Origin of the sequence: Paenibacillus sp. FSL F4-0100, assembly GCF_037993005.1 — a bacterium.
Lineage (GTDB): Bacteria > Bacillota > Bacilli > Paenibacillales > Paenibacillaceae > Paenibacillus_AQ.
In genome coordinates, this window is sequence record NZ_CP150303.1 from 4,412,007 (window position 1) to 4,434,267 (window position 22,261).

Here is a 22,261-nt window from a genome sequence, read left to right on the forward strand (position 1 = left end):
CAACGCTCAGAGAAGGCATAAAGTTCCAAGCGAACTATAAATAATCTTTAAGTTCCCTTAAGTAATTGCCTACATAAAAACTGTTTATCATCCCAAAACGGGAATCAACCCCAATTCGCATTGGAGAAGATTCCCGTTGATTAAAATTTATTATTTCAAATAGCTTTCGGCAATTTTCATCAAGGTTTCTTTGCTTACTTTATTCATGTCTCCACCTATAGTGTAGACGTATTTTACCTTTTTGTCTGGGCTCTCGTGTACCCATTTCAGCTCGTGCCACTGCGAAGGACCAAATTCTGTATGCAGCATTTCTATTCCCTTCACTTGAACCTTCTCCTGCTTAAATTCAACTTTCTCCTCAATATACATTGTAGGGTCGCTCTTTCCAGTCAGATTAGTGATATTAACCCCGATTTTATCCTCTCCATTTTGATACGTAGCATTGAGAATGAAAAACTGATCTGTCATTTCAACAGGCATCATGGCATATCCCTTATTGGACTCTTCCGCCTGCTTTCTCAGCTTTTCTGCCATTTTCTTATTTTCTTCCGAAGAAGGAGGATTCACTTCCTGAGCATTTTTAAAGATTACGTCCGCCTTTTGGAATGTATAATTTCCATTGACTTTGTCTGCAATCTTAATGGATTTATCCGTAATCTTATCGCGCAATTGAGATAGATCTTGGAAGATAGTCACCTTCGTTCCAAGAATTGTTTCATGATTCGGGTTATTGGCAACCATATAGAACAGCCCAGCTTCCCCGTTCTTTAGCATCTTATCCTTAAGTTCATAAAATGCCTTGTAACGCTCTATCTCATCTTTCGATTCTGTTTTTCCGTAATCTTTCGTCGATTTAGTCTCATATACGACTTCGCCATCCTTGTTGTTCAAAGAATGATATTGAACTGCCGCATAACCCGTGGAGGCCATTAACATCATTCCTACAAACGCAGTCAAAGCAACTTTATATTTCACAAAAAACCTCTCCTTTTCTTTTGGCTGAGCATATAGTGTATTCATTACTTTTCCTGTCAGGTCGACGTCGGGAATGCGCGGGTCATCAAACAGTTTTTTCAAATCCCGTTCCCTGTCCATATTCATACATTCCCACTCCCTTTACTTGAGCATAATACTTTCGAAATTTTGCAGATGTACGTTCGTATTTTTTACGAAGGCTTGCGCTGTTCTTGCCGAGAATCAAACCAATCTCCTGGTAGCTCTTATCCTCGACACAACGTAAGATTAACAAATTACGCTCTTCCGCCGATAATTTCGCCATGGCCTGATGTACGGATTCATCAAAATAGTTGGCTTCAATATGCATATCGACATCATTATTTTCTTTATCATCCTGGTAAAAGAAAGGTAAATATTTCACCAGTTTTCGCTTACGGATGATGTCAATACATTGATGATAGGCTATCTTGTATAACCATGCGCCAAAATCCATCTCATATTGAGTATATTTCCGCAAGCTGCGGAATGTTTTCAAAAATACTTCCTGTGCGTTATCTTCGGCCTCGGCATGATTACCCAGCATATGATAACAGTAGAGAAAAATCGGTTTTTGATAAACCTTCATGATTTTCTCGAATTGTTCTGTCCCCCCATCCAACACATCTGCAATGATCTGACTTATCTCCGCGTCATTCAAGCCCTCTCCCCCCCTTCACTCTATACAACGAACAACTTGACCCATAATGTGACAGCACAATAAATCACTACGTTCAGTGGATTCCGTAAACCATATCCGTAAGGATGTGCTGATTGCTCCACAGACTTGCCCATAATCCCGATCCCATCCTGATAAAACATAGAAAAACCCATAGGAGCACACTCTTTTCAAAGTGTACATCCTACGGGTCACAGTTTTATAATAAATTTATAGCTGCAATCCTTCTTCAAGTTGGGTTAAAGACTCATCCAGCAATTTTGTGAAATCAACATCGGGATGCTCAGCGTAATAAAGCATCGCCGAGATATTAACTCCAATGATGGCGCCGGCTAATGTGCGAATAGCCAAATCATCCTCCTCCCGACCCATTTTTTTCGCAACAATTTTAGCAAGCATTTGCATAGTTTGAGCCAAATTATTTATTGCTGCTGCTCGAAGTTCAGGCACAGTCATGATCAGCTGATGTCGTTCATTCACCGTCTTAAATTCATCATCAGACATCTGAGTCATCGCTAATTTCACTGCATTACGAACAGCTTGAAGTGGGTTAAAATCGGAAGGTTGATCCTCGAAAGCTGAGATTAGAAGGGAATCATAATTATCAGTAATCAATACGTCTTCTTTATTTGCAAAATAACGAAAAAAAGTACTTGGAGAAATTTCCGAAGCCTCTGCAATTTGCTCCACAGTAGTTTCGTGATAGCCAAATTCTTTAAAGAGACGCAATGCATGCATCTGGATTGCGGCCATGGTTTTAGCTTTTTTACGTTCTCGCAACCCAATGGGTTTTTGGTTACTTGATGACATTCTGCTCACTCCCCAAAGGTATTTTGCTCGAACTCGTTTTCGATTCGACTACGTGTACTCTTAAAACAACGAATCTAGACGCCGACCATCTCATGCCTTTAATTCATCGTCAATCCAACAAAGGAACCTAAAAGAATCGAGACTTCAGATCATTTTATCACGCTATTGAAATGGTAAGCAAGTTAACATAACTTACATGTCCCTTTGAACAATACCTGCCCATCCTGCACAACTTCCTGCAGCAAGTAACCCTAGAGCGCCGATCACGGATGCGATAGGCAGCCCATCCCCCCTACTAATGGCTGCCGCATCAAACAAATGAAACAAGTTAGCCTTACCCATCCACATAAAACTATCATTCAGTCCAGCGATTATATGTAATAAAAACATAATGGATACGATTCCAATCCCAATCGACAAAGCTCCGCGTTCAGAGTTCAGCCATGGCGATAAGGCAAATCCAATTCCCATAAATGCTAGTGAGGTCAATAATCCTGCCAACATAACGTCCGTTACTGCCCAAGGTGCATTCAGCATGCCGTTAAATCTACCTATCAACAAGACAATTCCTGTCGATACAACAGCAATGACCATCACTTGACAAATATGTGCGAGCCATTTAGCCCAATAAATAGATGTTCGGCTATACGGAAGCGTAAATAAGAACTCCGATGTATGACGATCTCGCTCTTTGGCTATGGAGCCAATTGCCCAACTCATGGAGAAAAAGCCAAGGAGAAGTAAAAAAACGTAAATGGTTGTCCGGATACCCATTCTTCAAAAGTTGAAAGGCTTTCGGAGTAGTTTAACTGGGAGGCTGCTGCGGGGATGGCTTGGAGAAGTCCTACGACTAATAAGGCAATCCAGAAGCTTCTTTTATTTTGATTAAACTCATAACGCATCATTATATTCATATCGGAGCCCCCCATCTGATTCCGAAACATACTCGCTCATAAATTTTTCCTCAAGCGACGTTCTTCGCACGCTCAAATCCTTAACTGGCATTTTGGACAGCACAGCAAGAATAGAACGAAGTTCCTTATCTTGAATGCGAAACCGGTAAATCCCGTTTTCACATCTGGTATTTCGATCAACTTCATACAGTTCCTGCAGTTGACCGAGCTCATCTATTTCAGAAAAAGAAACCTCGATAAAATGTTCGCCCGCAGCGGAAACTTCTGATAGCGTTGATACTTGTATTAAGCACCCGTCTCGGATAATAGCAACCTGGTTGCATAATTTTTCAACTTCTGTAAGGATGTGAGTCGAGAAGAACACCGTTGTTCCCTTTAATTCATTCCATTCACGGAGGATTTGGAAAAATTGCTGCTGTACGAGTGGATCCAATCCCGAGGTGGGTTCATCTAGAACAAGCAATTCGGGATTATGAATAAGCGCAAGAAGAATGCCGAGTTTCTTTCGATTTCCGAGTGAATAGGACTTAACTTTCTGATTCCCATTCCATTGAAGTCTTTCTGCATAGTCATGAATCGGCGACTTTTTTAAGTTTATTCCGTATACGTTTGCAGTGAAGTTCAGAATTTGATTCCCTGTCATATCTGGATAAAGCCGAACCTCGCCGGGGAGATAACCTATTTTTTTGCGCAGTTGAGGGTCGTCGCCGTTGACACGATGTCCCAATACGAAGATCTCTCCTGATGTAGGAGCAATCAATTGCATAAGCAGTCGTATCGTCGTTGATTTTCCAGCCCCGTTAGGCCCGATAAATCCAAAGATTTCGCCTCGGTCTACCTTTAAATTCAGATCAATCACACCACGCTTGCCGTTATAGGTTTTATTTAGATTTCGAAAAAGAATGGCAGACATAGTACACCGCCTTAATTATTATTTTACTTTACATAATTCTGAGGAAAGATACGTGATATTATCGTTGCATCCCCTCCTCAATTTCGCAAACAAAAGTATAAGCCTCCGCCTTTCGTAGTAGAGCAGAATCGAAACAGACTGCTTATTCCCCAGTCACATTTTGATTAATCTCAGGTGCTCTGTTGGAGCTTGTTTTCTTTTGTATAAAAATGACGGTTAACAGGAGTCCTAGAACCGTCACTCCGCCGCATACCCACAACATCGCCTCCATTCCAGCAACGAACGAAGCATGTACTGAGTTCAATAAAGATGTCGAGTCAATTTTTTGTGCCACGGCTGCTCCAGCGGAAACATTGCGCTGCACGACTTCTGCAACATCTCCCGGCAAATCGATCAAGTCCAGATTATTCCGATAGTTCGTGCTGAGAACGGTCCCTAGTATAGCAACTCCCATCGTCCCCCCCACTTGCCGCAATGACATAATGAATGCCGAACCTACGCCGCTTCGTTCCGCCGATAACGGCGACATCGCAACGTCCATTGCCACGGGCAAAGCCAAGCCAATACCCAAACCGACTACTGTAACCCATATTGAGGCAAAACCGTAACCGCTATCTACACCCGTATTGGCTCCAATCGCTAATCCAGCAGACATTATTAAGAAACCAAGTGCCAACGTAGCCCGAGTGCCAAACTTCGATTGCAGTTTATCGGATATAGGGGCTCCAATCAGAAGACCAAAAACTAAAGGCAATAAACGCAATCCGGAATCTAACGCATCAACCCCCTGAACCGCATGGAAATATTGCGGTGTAACGAATAATACTCCAAACATGGCAAAAGAGATGACTGTTGCCAATATCGAGCCCCATGTAAATTTGGATGAACGAAATAAAAAGGGATCAATAAGCGGATGCTTGACCCGTTTTTCCCAAAACATGAAAAATACTAAACAAAATATCCCGCCAATCATAGTAGTTAATGCTGCAACGTCCCCCCAGCCCTTCTCGCCTACTTCAATTACTCCGTATGTCAAGCCGACCAACCCAAGGCTCGAAGCTAGGATCCCTATCGCATCCACTTTGTGCTTATCTTCGCTGCGCGTTTCAGGCAACAAGATAGAAACGACGATTAAGGCAATGATGACTAGTGGGATATTGATAAGGAAAACGGATCCCCACTCATAGTTATTCAGCAACCAGCCCCCAACAATCGGCCCCAACGGTATGCCGATCGCGTTCGCCATCATCCATACACCTATTGCTTTAGGACGTTCTTCCTCAGAGAACAACACCGGTATAATCGACATTGACAATGGTACCAATAAGGCGGCACCAAGTCCCAAAAAGGCGCGTCCGGTAATCAGCTCCCAGGATGAACTAGCGTAAGCACATCCTGCAGAGGCCACCCCAAACACAAGCAAGCCCATAAGAAGCATCCGCTTTCTTCCCAATCGATCACCTAACAAGCCTGCGGGCAAGAGCATAGCAGCAAATATTAGGTTATACGCATCTGCAAACCACTGCAGATCTCCATTTGTTGCATGCAAATCCGTAGCAAGAACGGGCAGGGCGAGGTTAAGAATTGTCATATCCAGTCCGACTGCAAGGATTCCTACTGCAAGAGCGCCCAGCACCCACCATCTTCGATTCCTTTGATCAATAATGTCAGTTACCACCTTTCGATATTGAATATATATTGACATCCTATATCATTTTATAGTCAATGTCAAAATTTTAATTTAAATGATGGTTTGCAGAGAATGAAAGGAGAAACCTTGTCTCCTCACCTTTTTATGGTTTTTTGAATACTAAAAAAGCTTGGAATCCTTTTTCAGATCCCAAGCTATTATAAGGAATATTATCTTGTCTTACATGTTACCGCGTCGCTGATAGACTCGACTTATAAGCTCTTCAATGATTTCATCCGGTGACCGGTCAACCATCCAGGTTTGGCCATACATTTGCAAAATCTTAATGACTGGACAGTCTTCCCAAAATCCGATGAACTCTTCATTGAGGTAAATCTTCTCTACGACATGCTGATTCATCTCGTTCAGACACTCTTCCAATACGGATTTCGCAGTGGGGTCGTTGATCCAATCGCTAACCAAGCTGAATTTATGAAATGATACTTCTTCCTTGCCAAAATCACAATACAGTCGCTCCGTAATTCTGATATCACGAGAAGAGCAGCCAAGTGCAATTTGGAAATAACCACTCTCCGCTACCCAGCGGTTATATTTGGTGTTGTAATAAGCAAAGTCTCTCTCTTCAAGTTCAAAGACAATCTGCTGTTTCTCCCCAGGAGCCAACTCGATTTTAGAAAATGCCTTCAATTCTTTCTCTGGACGTGTCCATGTGCATTCTTCGTCGTGGACGTAAAGCTGAACGACCTCTTTCCCTGTTCGGTTTCCGATATTCTCCAGCCAGAAAGAGACTGTGATCCCTGTCTCCGTTTGAGCTACCTTCATATCCTTATAGGCAAATGAAGTGTAGGATAAGCCATGACCAAACGGAAACTGTGGAGCGAGTTCCTTCCGATCGTAGTATCGATAGCCGACGAACAGCCCTTCACGATAATACAGCTTGCCGTTTTCACCACGGATCCTCATATGTGAAGGATTGTCAGAAAGTTTAACCGGAAACGTCTCGGACAGTTTACCGGAAGGACTCACCTGTCCAAACAAGATTTCAGCAATTGCTTTACCCATGCCTTGTCCGGACAGCCATGAGTGAATGACAGCGGGAACATGCTGAACCCATGGACGCATTGCCAAGGCTGAACCGCTGCTGGTCACCACAATACATTTAGGTTGTACGGCTGCAATCGCTTGAATGAGCAGAATCTGCTGTTCTGGCAAATCAATGCCCTTCAGATCACGCATCTCGGATTCGGCGTACTCAGGCTGGCCAACGAATATAACTGCCACATCCGATTTTGCCGCCAATGCGACACTTTCCTTGATCATCTCCACATGAATGGAGTCATCTTCAGGGTAGCCCTGAGCATAACTCATCTCAACGGAAGCTCCAGCCAACGCCTTCATTTCTTCAAATGGAATATCAACGCGCGTCGGCGTTACTTTTGCGCTGCCGGCTCCTTGAATTCTAGGTTTTTTGGCGAAACGGCCGATAACTGCAATCGAATGGGTTGACTCCGCATGGATCGGAAGAATGCCATTCTCATTCTTTAGGAGCACAATGCTTTCTGCTGCAGCTTTTCTCGCAAGATTGTGGTACTCCATATCAGATACCGGAGCCGATTCTTCAATACCAGTTACACGTTCTACGAGTTTTAGAATACGGGCAACGCTTTTGTCGAGCTGCTCTTCTGCAAGATTTCCGCTCTCCACGGCTTTGATAATCGCATTCGTGTTATAACCGGCTGGCCCCGGCATTTCGAGATCAAGTCCTGCTTTCAGCCCACGGATCCGATCATTCACAGCTGTCCAGTCTGAGATCACGACGCCCTCGTATCCCCATTCTTCTCTCAAGATATCATTTAATAAATGCTCGTTCTCACTAGTATACGAGCCATTAAGCAAATTATAGGAGCACATGACGGTCCAAGGATCCGATTTTTTAATAATTCGCTCAAAGGCGCTTAAATAAATTTCGCGCAGCGTCCGTTCGTCCACTTCTGAACTCGTCACCATTTTCTCGAATTCCTGATTGTTGCAAGCAAAGTGTTTAAGCGAAGCGCCAACTCCTTTGCTTTGGAGACCATTGATGAAAGCAGCGCCCAGTTCGCCTGTCAGACAGGGATCCTCGGAGTAATATTCGAAATTTCTTCCCCCAAGCGGAGTCCGCTTCATGTTGATTCCTGGGCCGAGCAGCAATTCGACTCCCATCTCTTTGGATTCATTACCGAGTGCCTCCCCAACTTCGTGCAGCAGTTCAGTATTCCACGAAGAACCGATAGCGGAGCCCGTAGGATAACAAGTTGCGGGAACATTCTCTGTCGTGATCCCCATTTCATCGTCACTGTTCGTTTTGCGAATCCCATTCGTTCCGTCATACATATGAACTGGCGGAACGTCGAGTCTCTCGATCCCTTTGGTCATCCACATATTTAATCCCGCGCACAGGGATGCTTTTTCAGTAAGTGTCATTTCCTTTATCAATGCGTTAATAGATGCTTTCATTTGTATCCACCCTTTCATATCAAGCTTCTTCTTGTAACTCCCGCTCTTTCTTCAACTCCTGCGCATCGTACAGTTTGAAAAACGGAAACCATACGGCGAACACAATCAGCAAGACGACGGCGAGCAGAATAAGTCCATTGAATCCGGACATGAGGTAAGTCGATACACCGATCGGCGTATACCATAGCTGAAAGATTTTACTTGGGATTTGCGCAAAACCCATATCAAGAGCTAAGTAGACAATAATGGGCGTAATGAGACCGTTAATCCACATAGGCACCATCAATAGCGGATTGAAGGCAACCGGTGCTCCATACACAACAGGCTCGTTAATATTAAACAGGGAAGGAATTAATGTTGCTTTACCAATGGTTTTCAGCTTTTTGGATCTGGCAAACAGGAACCAGATAACAAGCGGCAATGTTGCACCCATTCCTCCGATTCCAAGCCATCCGGAGAAAAATGTTTCAAATGTATTAATGTTGACAGGATCCAGTCCCTGCGCAACCAATGCGGCATTTTCCTCAATCGCCGGAATCCATATGGCATACCATATTGGCATCAGAACCCACGGGCTAACTCCGAAGGAATATAGTACAACCCCAATAAAGTTAAATAGAATAAACCCGAACAAGCTTTGCCCCATAGCATTAATAGGTTCAAACACGCTCACAATCAGTCCAAAGATGTCAAAGTGGAGCTGATATACTAGAACCCAGCCTATGCCCATGATCACAGCAATCGGTACCAAGAAGTCAAACCATTCCATAATAAACTCTGGCATGGAAGACCCTTTTTTAAAGAAAGAAAACTTAGCGCAGACATTCATGATTACGGCGATGAAGACGCCTACAATGAGTGCCGTAACCATACCCGCAGGACCGAAACGCTCAAGAATGAACTGAACGGTTCCGTCTTCGTTTACGACGGGATTAAGCAGCATGAGGAATAAGGATATGCCGGTCATTCCTGCGAGCAGCTTGATTTTGTGCCTCTCCTTTTTCTCCATAACGGTATACGGCGTCAGAAATGCAATAAACAAACCGAGAAGACCAAAACTGAATGTTGTGATTGGCGTCAAATCCGGCATGCCAGGAATGAAGTCTTGCAAAATTGAGATCAAAGTAATAATAGAACCAATAAAAATCATCGGGATGGCAACCATAATGGCTTCTTGTATTGATGCTATCCAAATGTTATTTGTAATCGCATCCAATCTTGGCGCAAATGATTCCGTCATCCATTTCATAAAACGCTTCATCTGTTGATTCCCCTCCTGTAATTCTGTTGTGCACATAGCTATAGTATAGGTACTTTTGTTAACGCTTACTCGTTGTAAATTGCCTCGCCTATGGGCGTTTTTTGTTCAATTCTTATCCTTAGATCCGGCTAATCGCATCTACTTGGAATCGACAGCAAAAAACACCCCCTCTCATGGAGGAGGTGTTCTTGAAGATTGTGTTTAAAACTGTTTCTCTAATGTGAGCAATAACACACCATGCGGTGGAAGATTGATTTCTTTCTGCCAACCTTGATCCTGTAATATCTCTGTCCGGATGGCCGGGCCGCTTCTTCCGTGAAGATACGCAAGTTCCTCCTCCGTCAAGATTTCGGGTGCTCCCATGCGAACCCACTCATCAAAAACGGAGCCATGATCCCGGTCCATCTGATAGGTTGTGCATTTATAGGTTCCCGGTAGATGAGGAATATTGATTTGAAACACCTTGCTGCCTTTCTCTTCGAACACGCTGTAACGGTTATGATTGGACATCTCCGACCAGTCCCCGCTTGAAAACATATGATCTAAATGGACGTAATGATACAGCAGAAGTTGTATGCTCCCGTCTTTATTCTGAGTACCTACATAACCATCACCCTTAACGATTATCTCTTCACCCAGTTTCTGTAGAAGCTCAAAGGCGTAATAGCTCGGCTTCTTAAGTCCATCCCGATTCATTAAACCAAAGCCTCCATAAAACGGAGAGGATGGAACAAGACTTTCCTCAAACACATCAGTGAAGCACCAAAAAGCCATGGCCTGCACATCTCCCAGTGTATTCATCGCATGATACATCACGAATGGGGCCATAAACATGGTATCGTGCAACAGATGCCGGTCATAGAGGGAAAAGTTCCATTCGGTAATATGTAGCTCCAAATCACGGAAAGCGGCAAGCTCCATTTTTTCCTGCAGTCGATGGATGCTCTCTTTATAAAAAGTTGGAGGCATCATTTTCGTTAACATATTCTGCTCCGCTTTGAGCTGAGGATACTCCGAATAGATATGAAAAGAAAAGAAATCGATCGCTGCATGATGCCTCTTGCAATATTCCATAAACTCCTCGGCCCATGTGTCGTTCCAAAGTGAACCATAACCTAAAGCAGGTCCGCCTGTTTTTAGTTCAGGAAGAACCGACTTGATCACTCGAACGGTAGATTCATAAAAGGAGAAGTATTCCTCTTTGCTTCCTGCCCAGCAAACGCCTGATAAATCCGGTTCGTTCCATACTTCAAAGTACCACTGTTTTACTTCCTCGGCCCCGTAGCGATTTAAGCAATGCCGAACGAACTCACGAACAAGCGCCTCCCATTTTGCCTGATCAGCTGGAGGGGAAATATTCCCTTTCCACCAGAATACCGTTTCGTTGGAACGGCTGAGCAAGGTCGGCATAAAGCCTAGCTCCACAAACGGCCTGATTCCCAGCTCAATAAGAAAGTCATAAAGCTTGTCAACATAAACCCAATTATAGACCGGAGTACCGTCATCCTCTTCGTTGTATACCATCATCTCATCATTAAAGATGCCATGAAAACGTATATATTCAAAAGGAATTCGTGCTTTAAGCTCGGAAAGCTGCCGACGCCAGTCATCGCGCAGCCCTTCAACTGCCCTGCCCGCTGTTGTGGTAACATTCCAGTGTTTTTTGTACCCTGTTGACAACATTCCCGGCTGAATCCGAATTTGCTCCTGATCCGTAACAACCGACGTTAGTGGGTTCGCCCTCTCCTGTTCTTGATCCGACTTCACTTCCAGATATCGATATAACGACCCCATCGCATTGATCGTATCTAACTCATAATAGTCCCCACTAGAGGACTCTTCATATGTAAGCGGTTTTCGATTAGGCTTATCCTGAAGCGAAGCAGCGGCTTCACGATACGAGCTTGGTGTACACCCGTACTTTTCTTTGAAATACTTATTGAATAGCTTTACGTTCGCAAAACCGCAATCCATTGCAATTTCGGTAATGCTCTTTTCACTTCCGGAAAGCTCCGACTGGGCCTTCTCCAATCGGATCAGCGTTAAATACTTTTGGAAAGGAATACCGATTTTATCGGTGAAAAAGTGAGAAAAATAATGCAAACTTAAGTGCTCTTGTTCCGCCATCGTCTGCAATGTTATCTTCTCTTTATAATTTTGATCGATATAGGTAAGAACCCGATTCAACCTTTTATAGTCATAACTCTTGCTACCATCTTCAGCTTCCGGATTGATTCCTTCCGAAAAATATCGCAATAAATGCCCACATAAGGTTTGCAGCCTTCCCATCGTGTAGCTTCGATAGCCTGGAGACTTCTTGTTCATCTCCCACACCATCTTTGCAAGCTCTTGCTTGATTGTGTCAAATCGGAAGCTGATCGGCTCAGCCTCTGTCGTAGAATTACAGGATATAAAAACATTATTATGCAGCCACTCCGGGCCAAATTGAAGCGTTAATAAAATATTGTCGGGGCTATTCTGTTCAAACTTATGGATCGACATGCTGTTCACCACAATGACATCGTCCTGAAGCAGGGTATACTGCTTCTGGTCAAGATGCATGATAACAGAACCTTGGAGAACATAGACAATCTCCACCTCTTTATGCCAGTGAAATGGAACCTGCTTCACACTGTTGACAAACAGCTTAAAAGGCATATCATCTTGATGCTCGATAAATTCATAAAGGTAACGCATATTGGGCCCTCATTTCTTATTAACTGAAAACGATATATCTTTATTGTACATATCGAACGGATGATAAAGTGACTCATAGATTGCAAATATCATCATAAATTATGGAACCTTATCATGATAGCATGTATAGTTTACGACTTTTACATACATTAGAACACAGGCTATCCGGAGCACTAAATGTTATTATACTAGTTTAGTTTCATTGTAAAGAAAGCTGATGCCGATTAGATAAAAACCTAATCGGCATCATGGTGTTCAGTTTCTTGAAAGGATTCGATAATCCTATGGTTCATGACCAACAAAGTGAAAGGCTGCCCAAATGGCAGCCCTTCTGTCTTAATCCAAAATTTCACTTGAACGTGGTTTTAATGTAGTCATTAATCTCCGTTAATGATAAGAACAGGATGAATGGCCGTATCCGAATGTTCCTTGGTCGCATAATCTGCGCCCATATCTTCATCTAGTCCGACGATGCGGAAGCTTACGACTCCATCCGATTGACTGTTCACAAATGAAGTGACATCAAAGCTCACATAGGCACCTTTTTGACTTACCGTCACGGTCCCCAATGCAGACCCGGCTTCTGTCGGCTGGTTAGTTGCGTTGATCGACGTTTCAGACCATGCATCATTGTTGATACCCCTGGCTTCCACTGTATAGGAGCTCGTATTGCTATGAATACTGGTTACATAGATTTTGAGAATAGCAGAGCTTACGGACCCGCTTAATGAGGTAGTATCAAATTTCAAGTATCCTGCTCGATCGTAAGAGGCATTGGAGGCGCGCAGCTTTACAGTCATCGTATTCTGGGAGCCATATTGATCCCCGGCATACGTACCGCCACGAACGAAGCTGTCCTCGATCGCTGTAAGTTTGACAGGGTTCACCGTATCCCCGCTAGTGGTCGCACTGATTTCGTTGCTTGCAGCCGAGACGTTGCCGGCTGCATCTTTCGCTTTAACCGTAAATGTATAGGTCGCGTTGGCGTTTAGCCCGCTAACCGTCGCTGTCGTGTCGGTAACGGTGGCAGCCAACGTGGCGCCCTCATAAACATCGTAACCGGTAACGCCTACGTTGTCCGTTGCAGCACCCCATGAAAGCGTAACGCTGGAGGAGGTCGTGTTGGTTACTGCCAAATTCGTTGGAACCGTTGGTGTCTCCGTATCCGAGCTGCCCATAGAATCTGTTCCGTACACTTCAAACTCATATAAGGAATATCCGTAAGGGGTGCCTCTGGCCGTGCCGTACATTCTCACGTATCTCGCATTTCGGTTCGAAATGGCAATATCATCTATGGCGCCATTCCCGATTGTTGTGGAGAATACATCCGTCCAATTGGTAGGTGTCCCGTTATCGACAGATATTTGAATCTTGTAACTCTTCGCATAGGCTTCTTCCCAATTTAATTGGATTCGGTTGATGTTCTTCACTGCGCCGAGATCGACATAAATCCATTGCGGGTCAACGCCTTCTGCGCTTGCCCATCGCGTTGCCAGGCTGCCGTCAAAAGCTTTAGCAGGCTCAAAGCCCGAGGCTTCGCTTGAGCTTGCAACGGCCGTCTTGTTCAAGGCAAGATTCGGGGACGATGTATCGTTATTTGTTGTGGCTGTCACTGCATTGCTTGCGCCCGATATATTCCCGGCGGCATCTTTGGCTTTGACCGTAAAGGTGTAGGCCGTGTTGGCGCTCAAGCCGCTGATGGTCGCATTCGTTCCTGTAACGGAAGCCGCTGGTGCTGAGCCGTTATAAATCTCATAACCTGTAACCCCTACATTATCCGTAGAAGCATTCCATGAAAGAGAGATACTGGACGAAGTCTTTGCAGTAACCGCCAAATTCGACGGAACCGTTGGTGCTTGCGTATCTGCTGGGTTGCCTCCCCCTCCTGGCTTCCACCAGTTACCTGAAATGAACAGCATGTTTAAGAGGGTGAAGCTGTCGCTGTAATAACCGGATTTATGACTTTTCATCCAGTCCCAGCCGCTATTGATCCAGGCCTGGTTTCCGCTATTCGGGGTTCCTGCCGAAATAAACGGAGCCACAAAAACACCTTCCGCCCCGCTTGCCGATGGAGACACCGTTCCGTTCAATTTATACCCGTCTTTAATATTGTTAGGGTTGCCGCTCGTCTTTCCTTTAATCCAGGAAGCCAGTTTATCGGTGATCGATTTGGCTCTCGTTTCACCATAATGCGCATAATCCATCACAATCCTGAGTGGTACCCGAGCGGCATTATAATTGTATTCGTCCGTTTCCGGGAACTCTTCCAAATAATTTCGTGGAGCGGGCTTTGGAGGATTGTCAACGACAAAATCCGAAATCAACCCCGTGTTCGGCGAATAGGAGGCGCTGAATGAACTATAGACGTTGTACAGGTTATTGATGACATTCAACCACGTTGAATCACCGGTAACCTCGTAAAAGGCTCTTAAATGGCTGAGCATCCAATCCGAAGGTCTCGTGTTCAGTGCGCTTTTGCTATCCCAATCGCCCAGATTTAACCGGTTGTTGGTCGTGACATTGCTTTTCTTGATTCCATCCGTAATCATTTTTTTGGCTTCCGCCAAATAATTGATTGTACCGGATGAACCCCATTGATCATGAGCAAGAATGAGCGAGTAAGCGATGTCCAGATCCCCGTCGGTCGCCGAGTAGAAATCTCCCTGCGCGCTTTTGGAGTCCGCTACGACCCAGCCCATCAGGTTAGGATTTCCCTTGCTTTTATAAGCTCTGGCCGTTTTGAACAGGCCGTCGTAAATGGTTTTGGCATTCGGATCATAACCAGCCATTAACACCGTAATGAGCATGCCGTATCCTTGACCTTCGGAAGAGCCCAACGCCTTATACCCGCCAGGTTCTCCTGTAATTTCGCCTTTCACATAATATCCGCCGGGCAAGGAGGACAAGTTGTTCTTCAAATAGCTGGATTTCCATGAATTATAGTAAGCGATAACGTCTGCATTCAATTGCGACTGCGAGAGATGATTGGGCTTCGTAATTCCAGCAAAACTCGCTTGCTGGGGAAATGGCTTTTGCTCGCCTGCTGCATGGGCTTTTTGTACAAACACCGGTGAGAGAAAAGTCGACATCAAAAGGACGAGGCAAAGTACGTGAATTGACCATTTTTTATACATTCCTATTCCTCCTATTGGATTGGTTTCGGGCATCTTGCCTGTGACCATGGTTACTTCTAAAAGATAATCCCTGCGTCATTGCTGATCATATCGCCGGGATCCGTATCGCTGCTTGAAGCAGCGGAACCGTACACCTCAAACTCGTCCAAAGAGTACCCGTAGGATGTTCCTCTTGCCGTGCCATACATCCTTACATATCTGGCATCCCGTGCTGCGAATGAGATTTCGTCCATCCCTCTGTCACCGGTTGAAGTGGAGTATACCTCCGTCCAATTTACAGGCGCTGCCGTATCCGTCGACACTTGAATTTTGTAGCTTTTCCCATAGGCGTCTTCCCATATGAGTTTGACTTTATTAATGCTTTTTGAACACTCGGTATAAGCAATCCCCCTTTCACGGAGTTATAAAAACCACATTCTGGGATGTATACAAATTATTGTATGGTATCTTAGTTCTAATCCCATTTCTCAAATTCGGAAAGGGACTAAATTAAGGTGTATTGTTGTTTTTTTAAGGTTGTCATGTAATCGGCTATGAGTTTAGCTCAAGTAGGAGGGACACTAGTGTACCCGATTCGGTAAATACACATAGAAGCCTGTATTCCCTCGAGTAGGAAACACAGGCTTTTTTCGTTGAATAGAACCCCCGTTGAGATTATGATTGCTGTCTAAACTCCTGCGGAGAAACTCGATATACTTTTCTGAACATTTTGGAAAAATGGGAGAAGTTATGATAGCCAAAGGTTTTGGCTACTTCGGATATAGGGATGGTCGAGTTCGAGATTAAATCTTTGGCCTGTGCCATCCGGGCATGCAATATGTAATCTGTAATCGATTCGCCTACCTCGCGTTTGAACAGACGGGACAGATAAGCAGGATTGAGATGTACGTAACTGGACAGCTGTTCTCTTGTGATCGGCTCGTGCAAATGCTCCTTTATATAGGATTGTACACGTTGAATCACGGAGCAGTTCGGGTGCAGCTGATCATGGATGACCTGAACGGCTTGAAGCACCGAAGCTTTCAATTGTTCAAGATTACGCGGCTGAGCATACAGATGAATTCCTGCCTGATCCTGAAACAACTCAAACGCAGACAGTCCATTTTTATGAAGAATATAATGGACCATTTGCATAAATTCTTGTCGGAATCCTTCAAGCTCACTAACCGAAAGCTCTGGCTTTCGGCTCAATTCCTCGATACGTCCATGAATCTCTCTCTGTATTTCTTCTTGCTGTCCATGCTCCATAAGTAGGGTCCAGGTCGATATTCGCGGAATCATCGTCTTAATGGAATAGTTGCCTAATGAAGCCAGCCTATACACTTGGTTGGATTTATTCAGGTTGTTGTACTCCATCTCCAGCAGCTGTCTGTACGTATCGGCAATTTCATACATATTGGAACGATTGCCGATATAACAGGAAATATTACAACCAAAGTAGGTATAACAGTCCTGAATGTATTTTTCACAGCGCAAGTTTAATTCATGAGTGGCATCCCCCTCCGCCCCCTCCTCTCCAACAATAAGGACGACATTCACCCCTTGCTTGGTCTGAATGACCTCTCCATTGCCGGCAGGCAGCAGCATTTCAGATGCACCTTTGCGGATGGCGTATTCCATGATCTCTTCATCCTTTGTGCTGAGCTCCCGCAGCCAGGATTCCACGCTCACCAGAACAGGCATGAATACAGCATCTTGCAGTCCGCTAAGCTCATGTTCTTCAAGAACATCCGTAACATTAGCCGGAGTGCAGACGATTCTTCCCGAAAACACATCATTCCAGAACTTATCCGTGATCAGGCTTTTTTTCTTCCGCCACAGCTCATAATATGGTTTGTAATGCTCGCGTATATGACGGAGTTCTCGCTCCTGTTTAATCGAATGCAGCGCTTTGGCTATGGTTGCCTGAAGCACATCAAATTCGATCGGTTTTAACAAATAATCGAAGCCATCCAGCTGAATCGCTCTTTTCATAAAGTCAAAGGCGGAGTGGGCAGTTAGAAAAATGGTCTCTGTATCGGGAGAAATATCATTCACTCGCTCGAGCAGTTCAATCCCTGTCCCTTTGGGCATTTCAATATCACAGATCATAATATCAATCGGCGTGCGTTCAAAAACCTGTAATGCATCGCGCATATTATAAGCCTCATACACTTCAGACACCTGCAGATCCTGCCAATTCACGCCGCTCTTAATTCCCATTACCGCATAGATCTCATCATCTACAATAAGTGCCTTAAACATGCGACTACCCCCATACAGATCATCAATATGAAGTAAACTGCTCTACCGTCCGGAAAGGAAGTACCATTCTTATCCTAGCCCCGGAATCCGGAGCGTTATCAAACTCAAGGCGAGTCATATCCCCAAAGATATGCTTAAGGCGGTACTGTACATTGGTGATTCCTAAATGCTCCCCTGTCTGATTCTCCATGTAACCGCCCGATTGTAATTGCTCCAGCACTTCCTGGGAGAAGCCACTCCCGTTATCAGAGATCACAATCTCCAATTGATCATGCCTGGAAAGGCTGATATGAATGGCAATATGAAAAGGATGATCCATGAAATCAAATCCGTATTTGATTGCATTTTCAATAAAAGGCTGAATTAATAGCGGCGGGATTGCCGCTTGGTCTGCACCATCCGATATTTGTATTTCATAGGTGACTCTCTCTGGAAACCGGACCTGCTGTATTTTAATATAGCTCTCCATATGCTCCATTTCTTCCGCAATCGTCACCGCGATTTGATTCGTCTTCGTTGTAAAACGGAAGTACTTAACGAGGTTCATGCACATGAGCTGGATCACGCTATAATTCTTAATTTCAGCCAAATTGTAAACGATATTGATGGAGTTCAATAAAAAATGGGGATTGATTTGGAGTTGTAAATGCTTAAGTTCGGCTTTATGCGCCTTGATCTGTTCCTCGTAAACGCTGATCTTCAGCTCATGGATCTCGGAGGCCATGCTGTTGAAGGTTTCGTTGATCATGTTGAACTCCTTCGCTTTAGAAGCATGAAGCCGCGTATTCCAGTCCCCCTGCTTGATCCTGCGCATTCCGCGGACAAGATTGTTCATGGGCTTCAGGATAATCTCATTGAGATAGACCAAATAGATAATCAGAATGATTAAAGCCACGATGGATATGATGATAATCCCTCTCCGAAAGTGATACAGATTCTTCAGCATCTGGGACTCGGGTACAAAAGCGCTTAGTATGACGTTGGTGCCCTGAATCTGATTCATGACTACGATATATTTTTGATCGTCCTTCTTCACGATTTGATACACTTCGTTGGATTCAGAAGCAAGAGAGATATTCAGCCGGTTCCTTCCGATCGCTGACGTGTTGGTCAACAATTCACCCTGCTCATTCACAAAGCTGGCAAAGCCATATTCCAGATGAATCAAATCCAGCGGTATCATCAGGTTCTCCAGTTCTACAAATGCCCCGAGGTAAAAATCATCTCCCGTATCCACCAGCCTGATCAATGCGTATTTATGTTGGCTGTACTCAATGGCCTTCCATTCGCGGAAATAGGCGCTGTCCGGTTGAACCTCCTTGACCAGTTGTTCAATAGTCGTTTTGATGGACAACAGCTCATCGTAGGATTGGGCCTTGATCGGTGTAGTAAATAAATCCTGCTTCTGCACGGAGTAGATAAATTGAAGATCGACGCTGTTGTCAAACCGGTGATAACGCGTAAGCGTATTCAAGATTCTGGCCTTGGCAAGATAGTACTCATCGGGATCATTCAGAAGCTGTGAGAGTGCAGCAATGTTCGGATCTTCAACGGCAATATTGTACAAAAAATTCGTCTCCTTGTTCAGGGCTGCCTCGATCTGGTGGGAATAGAGGATCATCGAATTTTTATTCGAGTCCGCCACCTGCTCCCTTATCGTATTGGATGCATAGTAGTTGTTGTAGAGAAGCAAGGTCACAAGAGGTACCGCGATCGTAAAGAAACCGATGATTAGCTTAAAACGAAGCGAGTCTTTAATATTCAACATAGGCATACACTACCCCGGCTCCATGGAAAGGTTTGCAGAATGTGCTTCCGCAGTATAGCAGGTCATCTACACTCTGAGTATAGTCACATACAGGAAAAAAGGGAATCCCTTATAGGACACACAACGATAGTCCCGGTTCGGTATCCCCCTATTCCTTATCTTTGCTACTTCTGAGTTTCTGCCCACGCCGCCAGCTGCTTTTCAACTTCGGCTTTAACTTTGTCAAAACCGGCAGATTTCCGTTTTTCTTTCCACTTGGCTATGATTTTCTCCGGATCCACCGCTCCGGACCTTAACGAAGCTCCAAACTCTTTCTCGACATTCGCAATGGATGCCATCTCCGATTTGACAGGCTCTTGATTAAAGGCAAATCCGAGCGCGATGGAATGCTCCGCCCTTTCATTAAACTTCTTGAACTCTTCCCACTTATTCGGATCCTCGTTTGCCCATAGATAAGAGTTGAACTGATTCCCGAACATCCAGCCTCCCGGATTCGGATAGGTTTGGGTGTCCGCGTTCACACCTTCAGGAAAATCAATCATAATATCAGATTTCTTAACATAGTGAATCCCTTCGATACCCCAATCCAGCATATTGAGTAGCTTCGGATCGCTGTACAGCAGATTAAGGAACATCATGGCTCTTGCAGGATCCTTGGACGTGCGCGAAATTCCCAGCATTGCGCCCTGTGCATCTCCTGTCGTCGTAAACGGCTCCGCCGTTTCGACTTGCACCACCTCAACGCCTGAGCTTAAAGACATCTCCTTGTCTTTCCCTGGCTTCAAGGATTGGGCAACCGCAAAGGCCTTGCCCGCCTTAATCATATTCATGCCTTGATCCGCGTCTGATGTCAGGATATCCTTATCAAACCAACCGTTCTGATTCCACTGAAACATGCGTTTATAAAATTCGATGAACTTCGGATCCTCCAGGGTATCCACCGCTTTCAACTCTTTACTTCCCCGGGGAATCGAGAGATTGGCAACGATGCCATCATAATTGGCGGCTTCCCAGATGTTCGTGAATTTGCTTGAAACGATGGGAGTTACACTAGGTTCATTGTCCTTAATCGTTTGGAACATGGCTTCCAAATCTTCCAGCGTCTTGACGCCATTCGTATCAAACTTGTATTTATCCACCAACTTCTTGTCGAGCAAGAATCCGAAACCTTGGCCGAATTCTTTCTTGGTAGGAAGCGCGTACAGCTTGCCGCCAATTCTGGATCCCTTAATGAATTCCTCACCCAGGATACCCGGAATATCCTTTCCGTGTTGCGCCATCAAATCATCAAGTTCCAGATACTGGCCTTTCGCGGCATCCTTCGGATACGAGAACCAACTGGCCGTGAACATCAGATCAAACGGCTCATTGGAGATTTTCATCAAGTTGGTCTTATCATCCCAAGAAGCCCACTCTAAAGGCTTGAGCTCGATGGTTGCATTTATCTTTTCCGTTAGATATTTGCTCATCTCTTCCTGAACAAGCTGCAAGTCTTTTGGAGCGGTTGCCGGATATACGAGCGTTATTTTATAAGGTTTGAGTGAAGAATTTGAATGTTGTCCTGTTCCATCGGTTTGTTTGCCCCCGGTATCCGAAGTGTTTTCGGTTCCCCCCTTACCGCAGCCTGTTAATGCCAGCATTCCGCAAAGCATGATCATAAGCACCAGATGATGCGCTTTTTTCATATCCCTGAGTTCTCCTCTCAACAATTAGCTTTAATCTAAGGCATGAATTGGAGTGCGAATCGCCTAACCTGCCCCACCTCCTCTAATGAACGATCGCATGGCTGCTAACCTTTTACGGCACCGGTTGTGATCCCACTAATGTAATACTTCTGGAAGAACGGGTAGGCGAACATCAACGGGGCAATGCCGACAATCGCAAGTGCCATTCGGACGGTTTCCCTCGGCATCTTGGCGAGCAGGTCCCCAACCTGAGCCGAGCTGTTCGACTTCATTAGAAGATACTGAATGTTCGTGAGTGTCTTTGTCATCAGATACTGGATGTTATACAGCTCGGGTTTATCGATAAACAGCATACAGTTGTACCAGTCATTCCAGTAGGATAACGTGTTAAACAGTCCAATCGTGGCCATAATCGGCAAAGAAAGCGGAACGACGATTTTAAAGAAAATCTTCAGTTCGCTTGCACCGTCAATCGTCGCGGATTCAACCACGGATTCGGGTATGGTCGAGGCGAAAAAGCTCCGCATGAGCAGCACATTGAAGGCACTTAACAGCAAGTTGGGGATGATCATGGCAAAAATCGTATTTTTCAGATCAAACATATTCACATAAGTGATATACCAAGGTACCATTCCTCCGCCAAACAGCATGGTGAAAAAAATATAAAAGGAAATGGTGCGGCGAAACGGCAGCTCGGGTCTGGATAACGGATAAGCAAAAAGCGCTGTTATCAAAAGGCTTACGACGGTTCCAACCAGCGTGGTCAAGATCGTGACTCCGTAAGCTTTCGCTATTTCCGAAAAATCATTGAATAAAAATTGATAGGCCGCAAAGCTGATTTGACTGGGAAACAATGAATATCCGTTCTGTAGAATGGAATCTTCACTGGATATCGACACCATAAAGACCAGGATGAACGGAATTAACGAGGCGACTGTAAATGCCCAGAAAAACAGGTGAATCGAAGATGCTCCGATCCATTTTTTAGGGCTCCATTCCTTCACCATTTCTATCTC

Annotated in this window: 16 protein-coding genes and 1 pseudogene; all 17 read right to left on the minus strand. The window is 44.6% G+C overall.

The genetic code is table 11. The features are described 5' to 3' along the window. Positions 1–150: 150 nt before the first annotated feature. Positions 151–1,101, minus strand: a complete 951-nt coding sequence (locus MHH48_RS19870; protein ID WP_076321654.1) for a hypothetical protein — start codon at positions 1,099–1,101, stop codon at positions 151–153. Next, positions 1,061–1,654: a sigma-70 family RNA polymerase sigma factor gene (locus tag MHH48_RS19875; protein WP_076321655.1), complete on the minus strand. Its 594-nt coding sequence runs from the start codon at positions 1,652–1,654 to the stop codon at positions 1,061–1,063. The genes MHH48_RS19870 and MHH48_RS19875 overlap by 41 nt, the downstream gene beginning before the upstream one ends. 228 nt (positions 1,655–1,882) lie before the next feature. Further along, entirely contained in the window at positions 1,883–2,482 is a 600-nt protein-coding gene (locus tag MHH48_RS19880; protein ID WP_076321656.1) for a TetR family transcriptional regulator, read from the minus strand. A gap of 192 nt (positions 2,483–2,674) precedes the next feature. Beyond that, entirely contained in the window at positions 2,675–3,202 is a 528-nt protein-coding gene (locus MHH48_RS19885; RefSeq protein ID WP_179090604.1) for an ABC transporter permease subunit, read from the minus strand. Continuing rightward, positions 3,199–3,396 (minus strand): hypothetical protein, encoded by a 198-nt coding sequence (locus MHH48_RS19890; protein WP_179090605.1) that lies wholly within the window; start codon positions 3,394–3,396, stop codon positions 3,199–3,201. The genes MHH48_RS19885 and MHH48_RS19890 overlap by 4 nt, the downstream gene beginning before the upstream one ends. Continuing rightward, entirely contained in the window at positions 3,374–4,309 is a 936-nt protein-coding gene (locus MHH48_RS19895) for an ABC transporter ATP-binding protein (protein WP_076321658.1), read from the minus strand. The genes MHH48_RS19890 and MHH48_RS19895 overlap by 23 nt, the downstream gene beginning before the upstream one ends. Before the next feature lie 142 nt (positions 4,310–4,451). After that, complete coding sequence (locus MHH48_RS19900) at positions 4,452–6,014, minus strand: MFS transporter (RefSeq protein WP_076321659.1); 1,563 nt, start codon at positions 6,012–6,014, stop codon at positions 4,452–4,454. Between the two features lie 165 nt (positions 6,015–6,179). After that, positions 6,180–8,456 carry a glycoside hydrolase family 3 C-terminal domain-containing protein gene (locus MHH48_RS19905; RefSeq protein ID WP_076322167.1) on the minus strand — a complete coding sequence of 759 codons (2,277 nt, stop codon included), beginning with the start codon at positions 8,454–8,456 and terminating at the stop codon, positions 6,180–6,182. A 19-nt stretch (positions 8,457–8,475) separates the two neighbouring features. Next, positions 8,476–9,717 carry a PTS transporter subunit EIIC gene (locus MHH48_RS19910; RefSeq protein WP_076321660.1) on the minus strand — a complete coding sequence of 414 codons (1,242 nt, stop codon included), beginning with the start codon at positions 9,715–9,717 and terminating at the stop codon, positions 8,476–8,478. 201 nt (positions 9,718–9,918) lie between these two features. Then, a complete protein-coding gene (locus MHH48_RS19915; RefSeq protein ID WP_076321661.1) occupies positions 9,919–12,414 on the minus strand; it encodes a helix-turn-helix domain-containing protein in 2,496 nt (831 codons plus the stop codon). A 377-nt stretch (positions 12,415–12,791) separates the two neighbouring features. After that, complete coding sequence (locus tag MHH48_RS19920; protein WP_256720495.1) at positions 12,792–14,249, minus strand: discoidin domain-containing protein; 1,458 nt, start codon at positions 14,247–14,249, stop codon at positions 12,792–12,794. 51 nt (positions 14,250–14,300) lie between these two features. Continuing rightward, positions 14,301–15,488: pseudogene (locus MHH48_RS19925) on the minus strand (glycosyl hydrolase family 8); the annotation flags it as partial. Between the two features lie 116 nt (positions 15,489–15,604). After that, positions 15,605–15,934: a discoidin domain-containing protein gene (locus tag MHH48_RS19930; protein WP_083659601.1), complete on the minus strand. Its 330-nt coding sequence runs from the start codon at positions 15,932–15,934 to the stop codon at positions 15,605–15,607. 268 nt (positions 15,935–16,202) lie between these two features. Continuing rightward, positions 16,203–17,792: a helix-turn-helix domain-containing protein gene (locus MHH48_RS19935; protein ID WP_076321663.1), complete on the minus strand. Its 1,590-nt coding sequence runs from the start codon at positions 17,790–17,792 to the stop codon at positions 16,203–16,205. 22 nt (positions 17,793–17,814) lie between these two features. Continuing rightward, complete coding sequence (locus MHH48_RS19940; RefSeq protein WP_256720453.1) at positions 17,815–19,566, minus strand: histidine kinase; 1,752 nt, start codon at positions 19,564–19,566, stop codon at positions 17,815–17,817. A 158-nt stretch (positions 19,567–19,724) separates the two neighbouring features. Then, the gene (locus tag MHH48_RS19945; protein WP_076321664.1) at positions 19,725–21,245 is read right to left on the minus strand and encodes an ABC transporter substrate-binding protein; all 1,521 of its coding nucleotides are present in this window, start codon (positions 21,243–21,245) and stop codon (positions 19,725–19,727) included. A gap of 104 nt (positions 21,246–21,349) precedes the next feature. Further along, positions 21,350–22,252 carry a carbohydrate ABC transporter permease gene (locus tag MHH48_RS19950; protein ID WP_076321665.1) on the minus strand — a complete coding sequence of 301 codons (903 nt, stop codon included), beginning with the start codon at positions 22,250–22,252 and terminating at the stop codon, positions 21,350–21,352. Positions 22,253–22,261 lie beyond the last annotated feature (9 nt).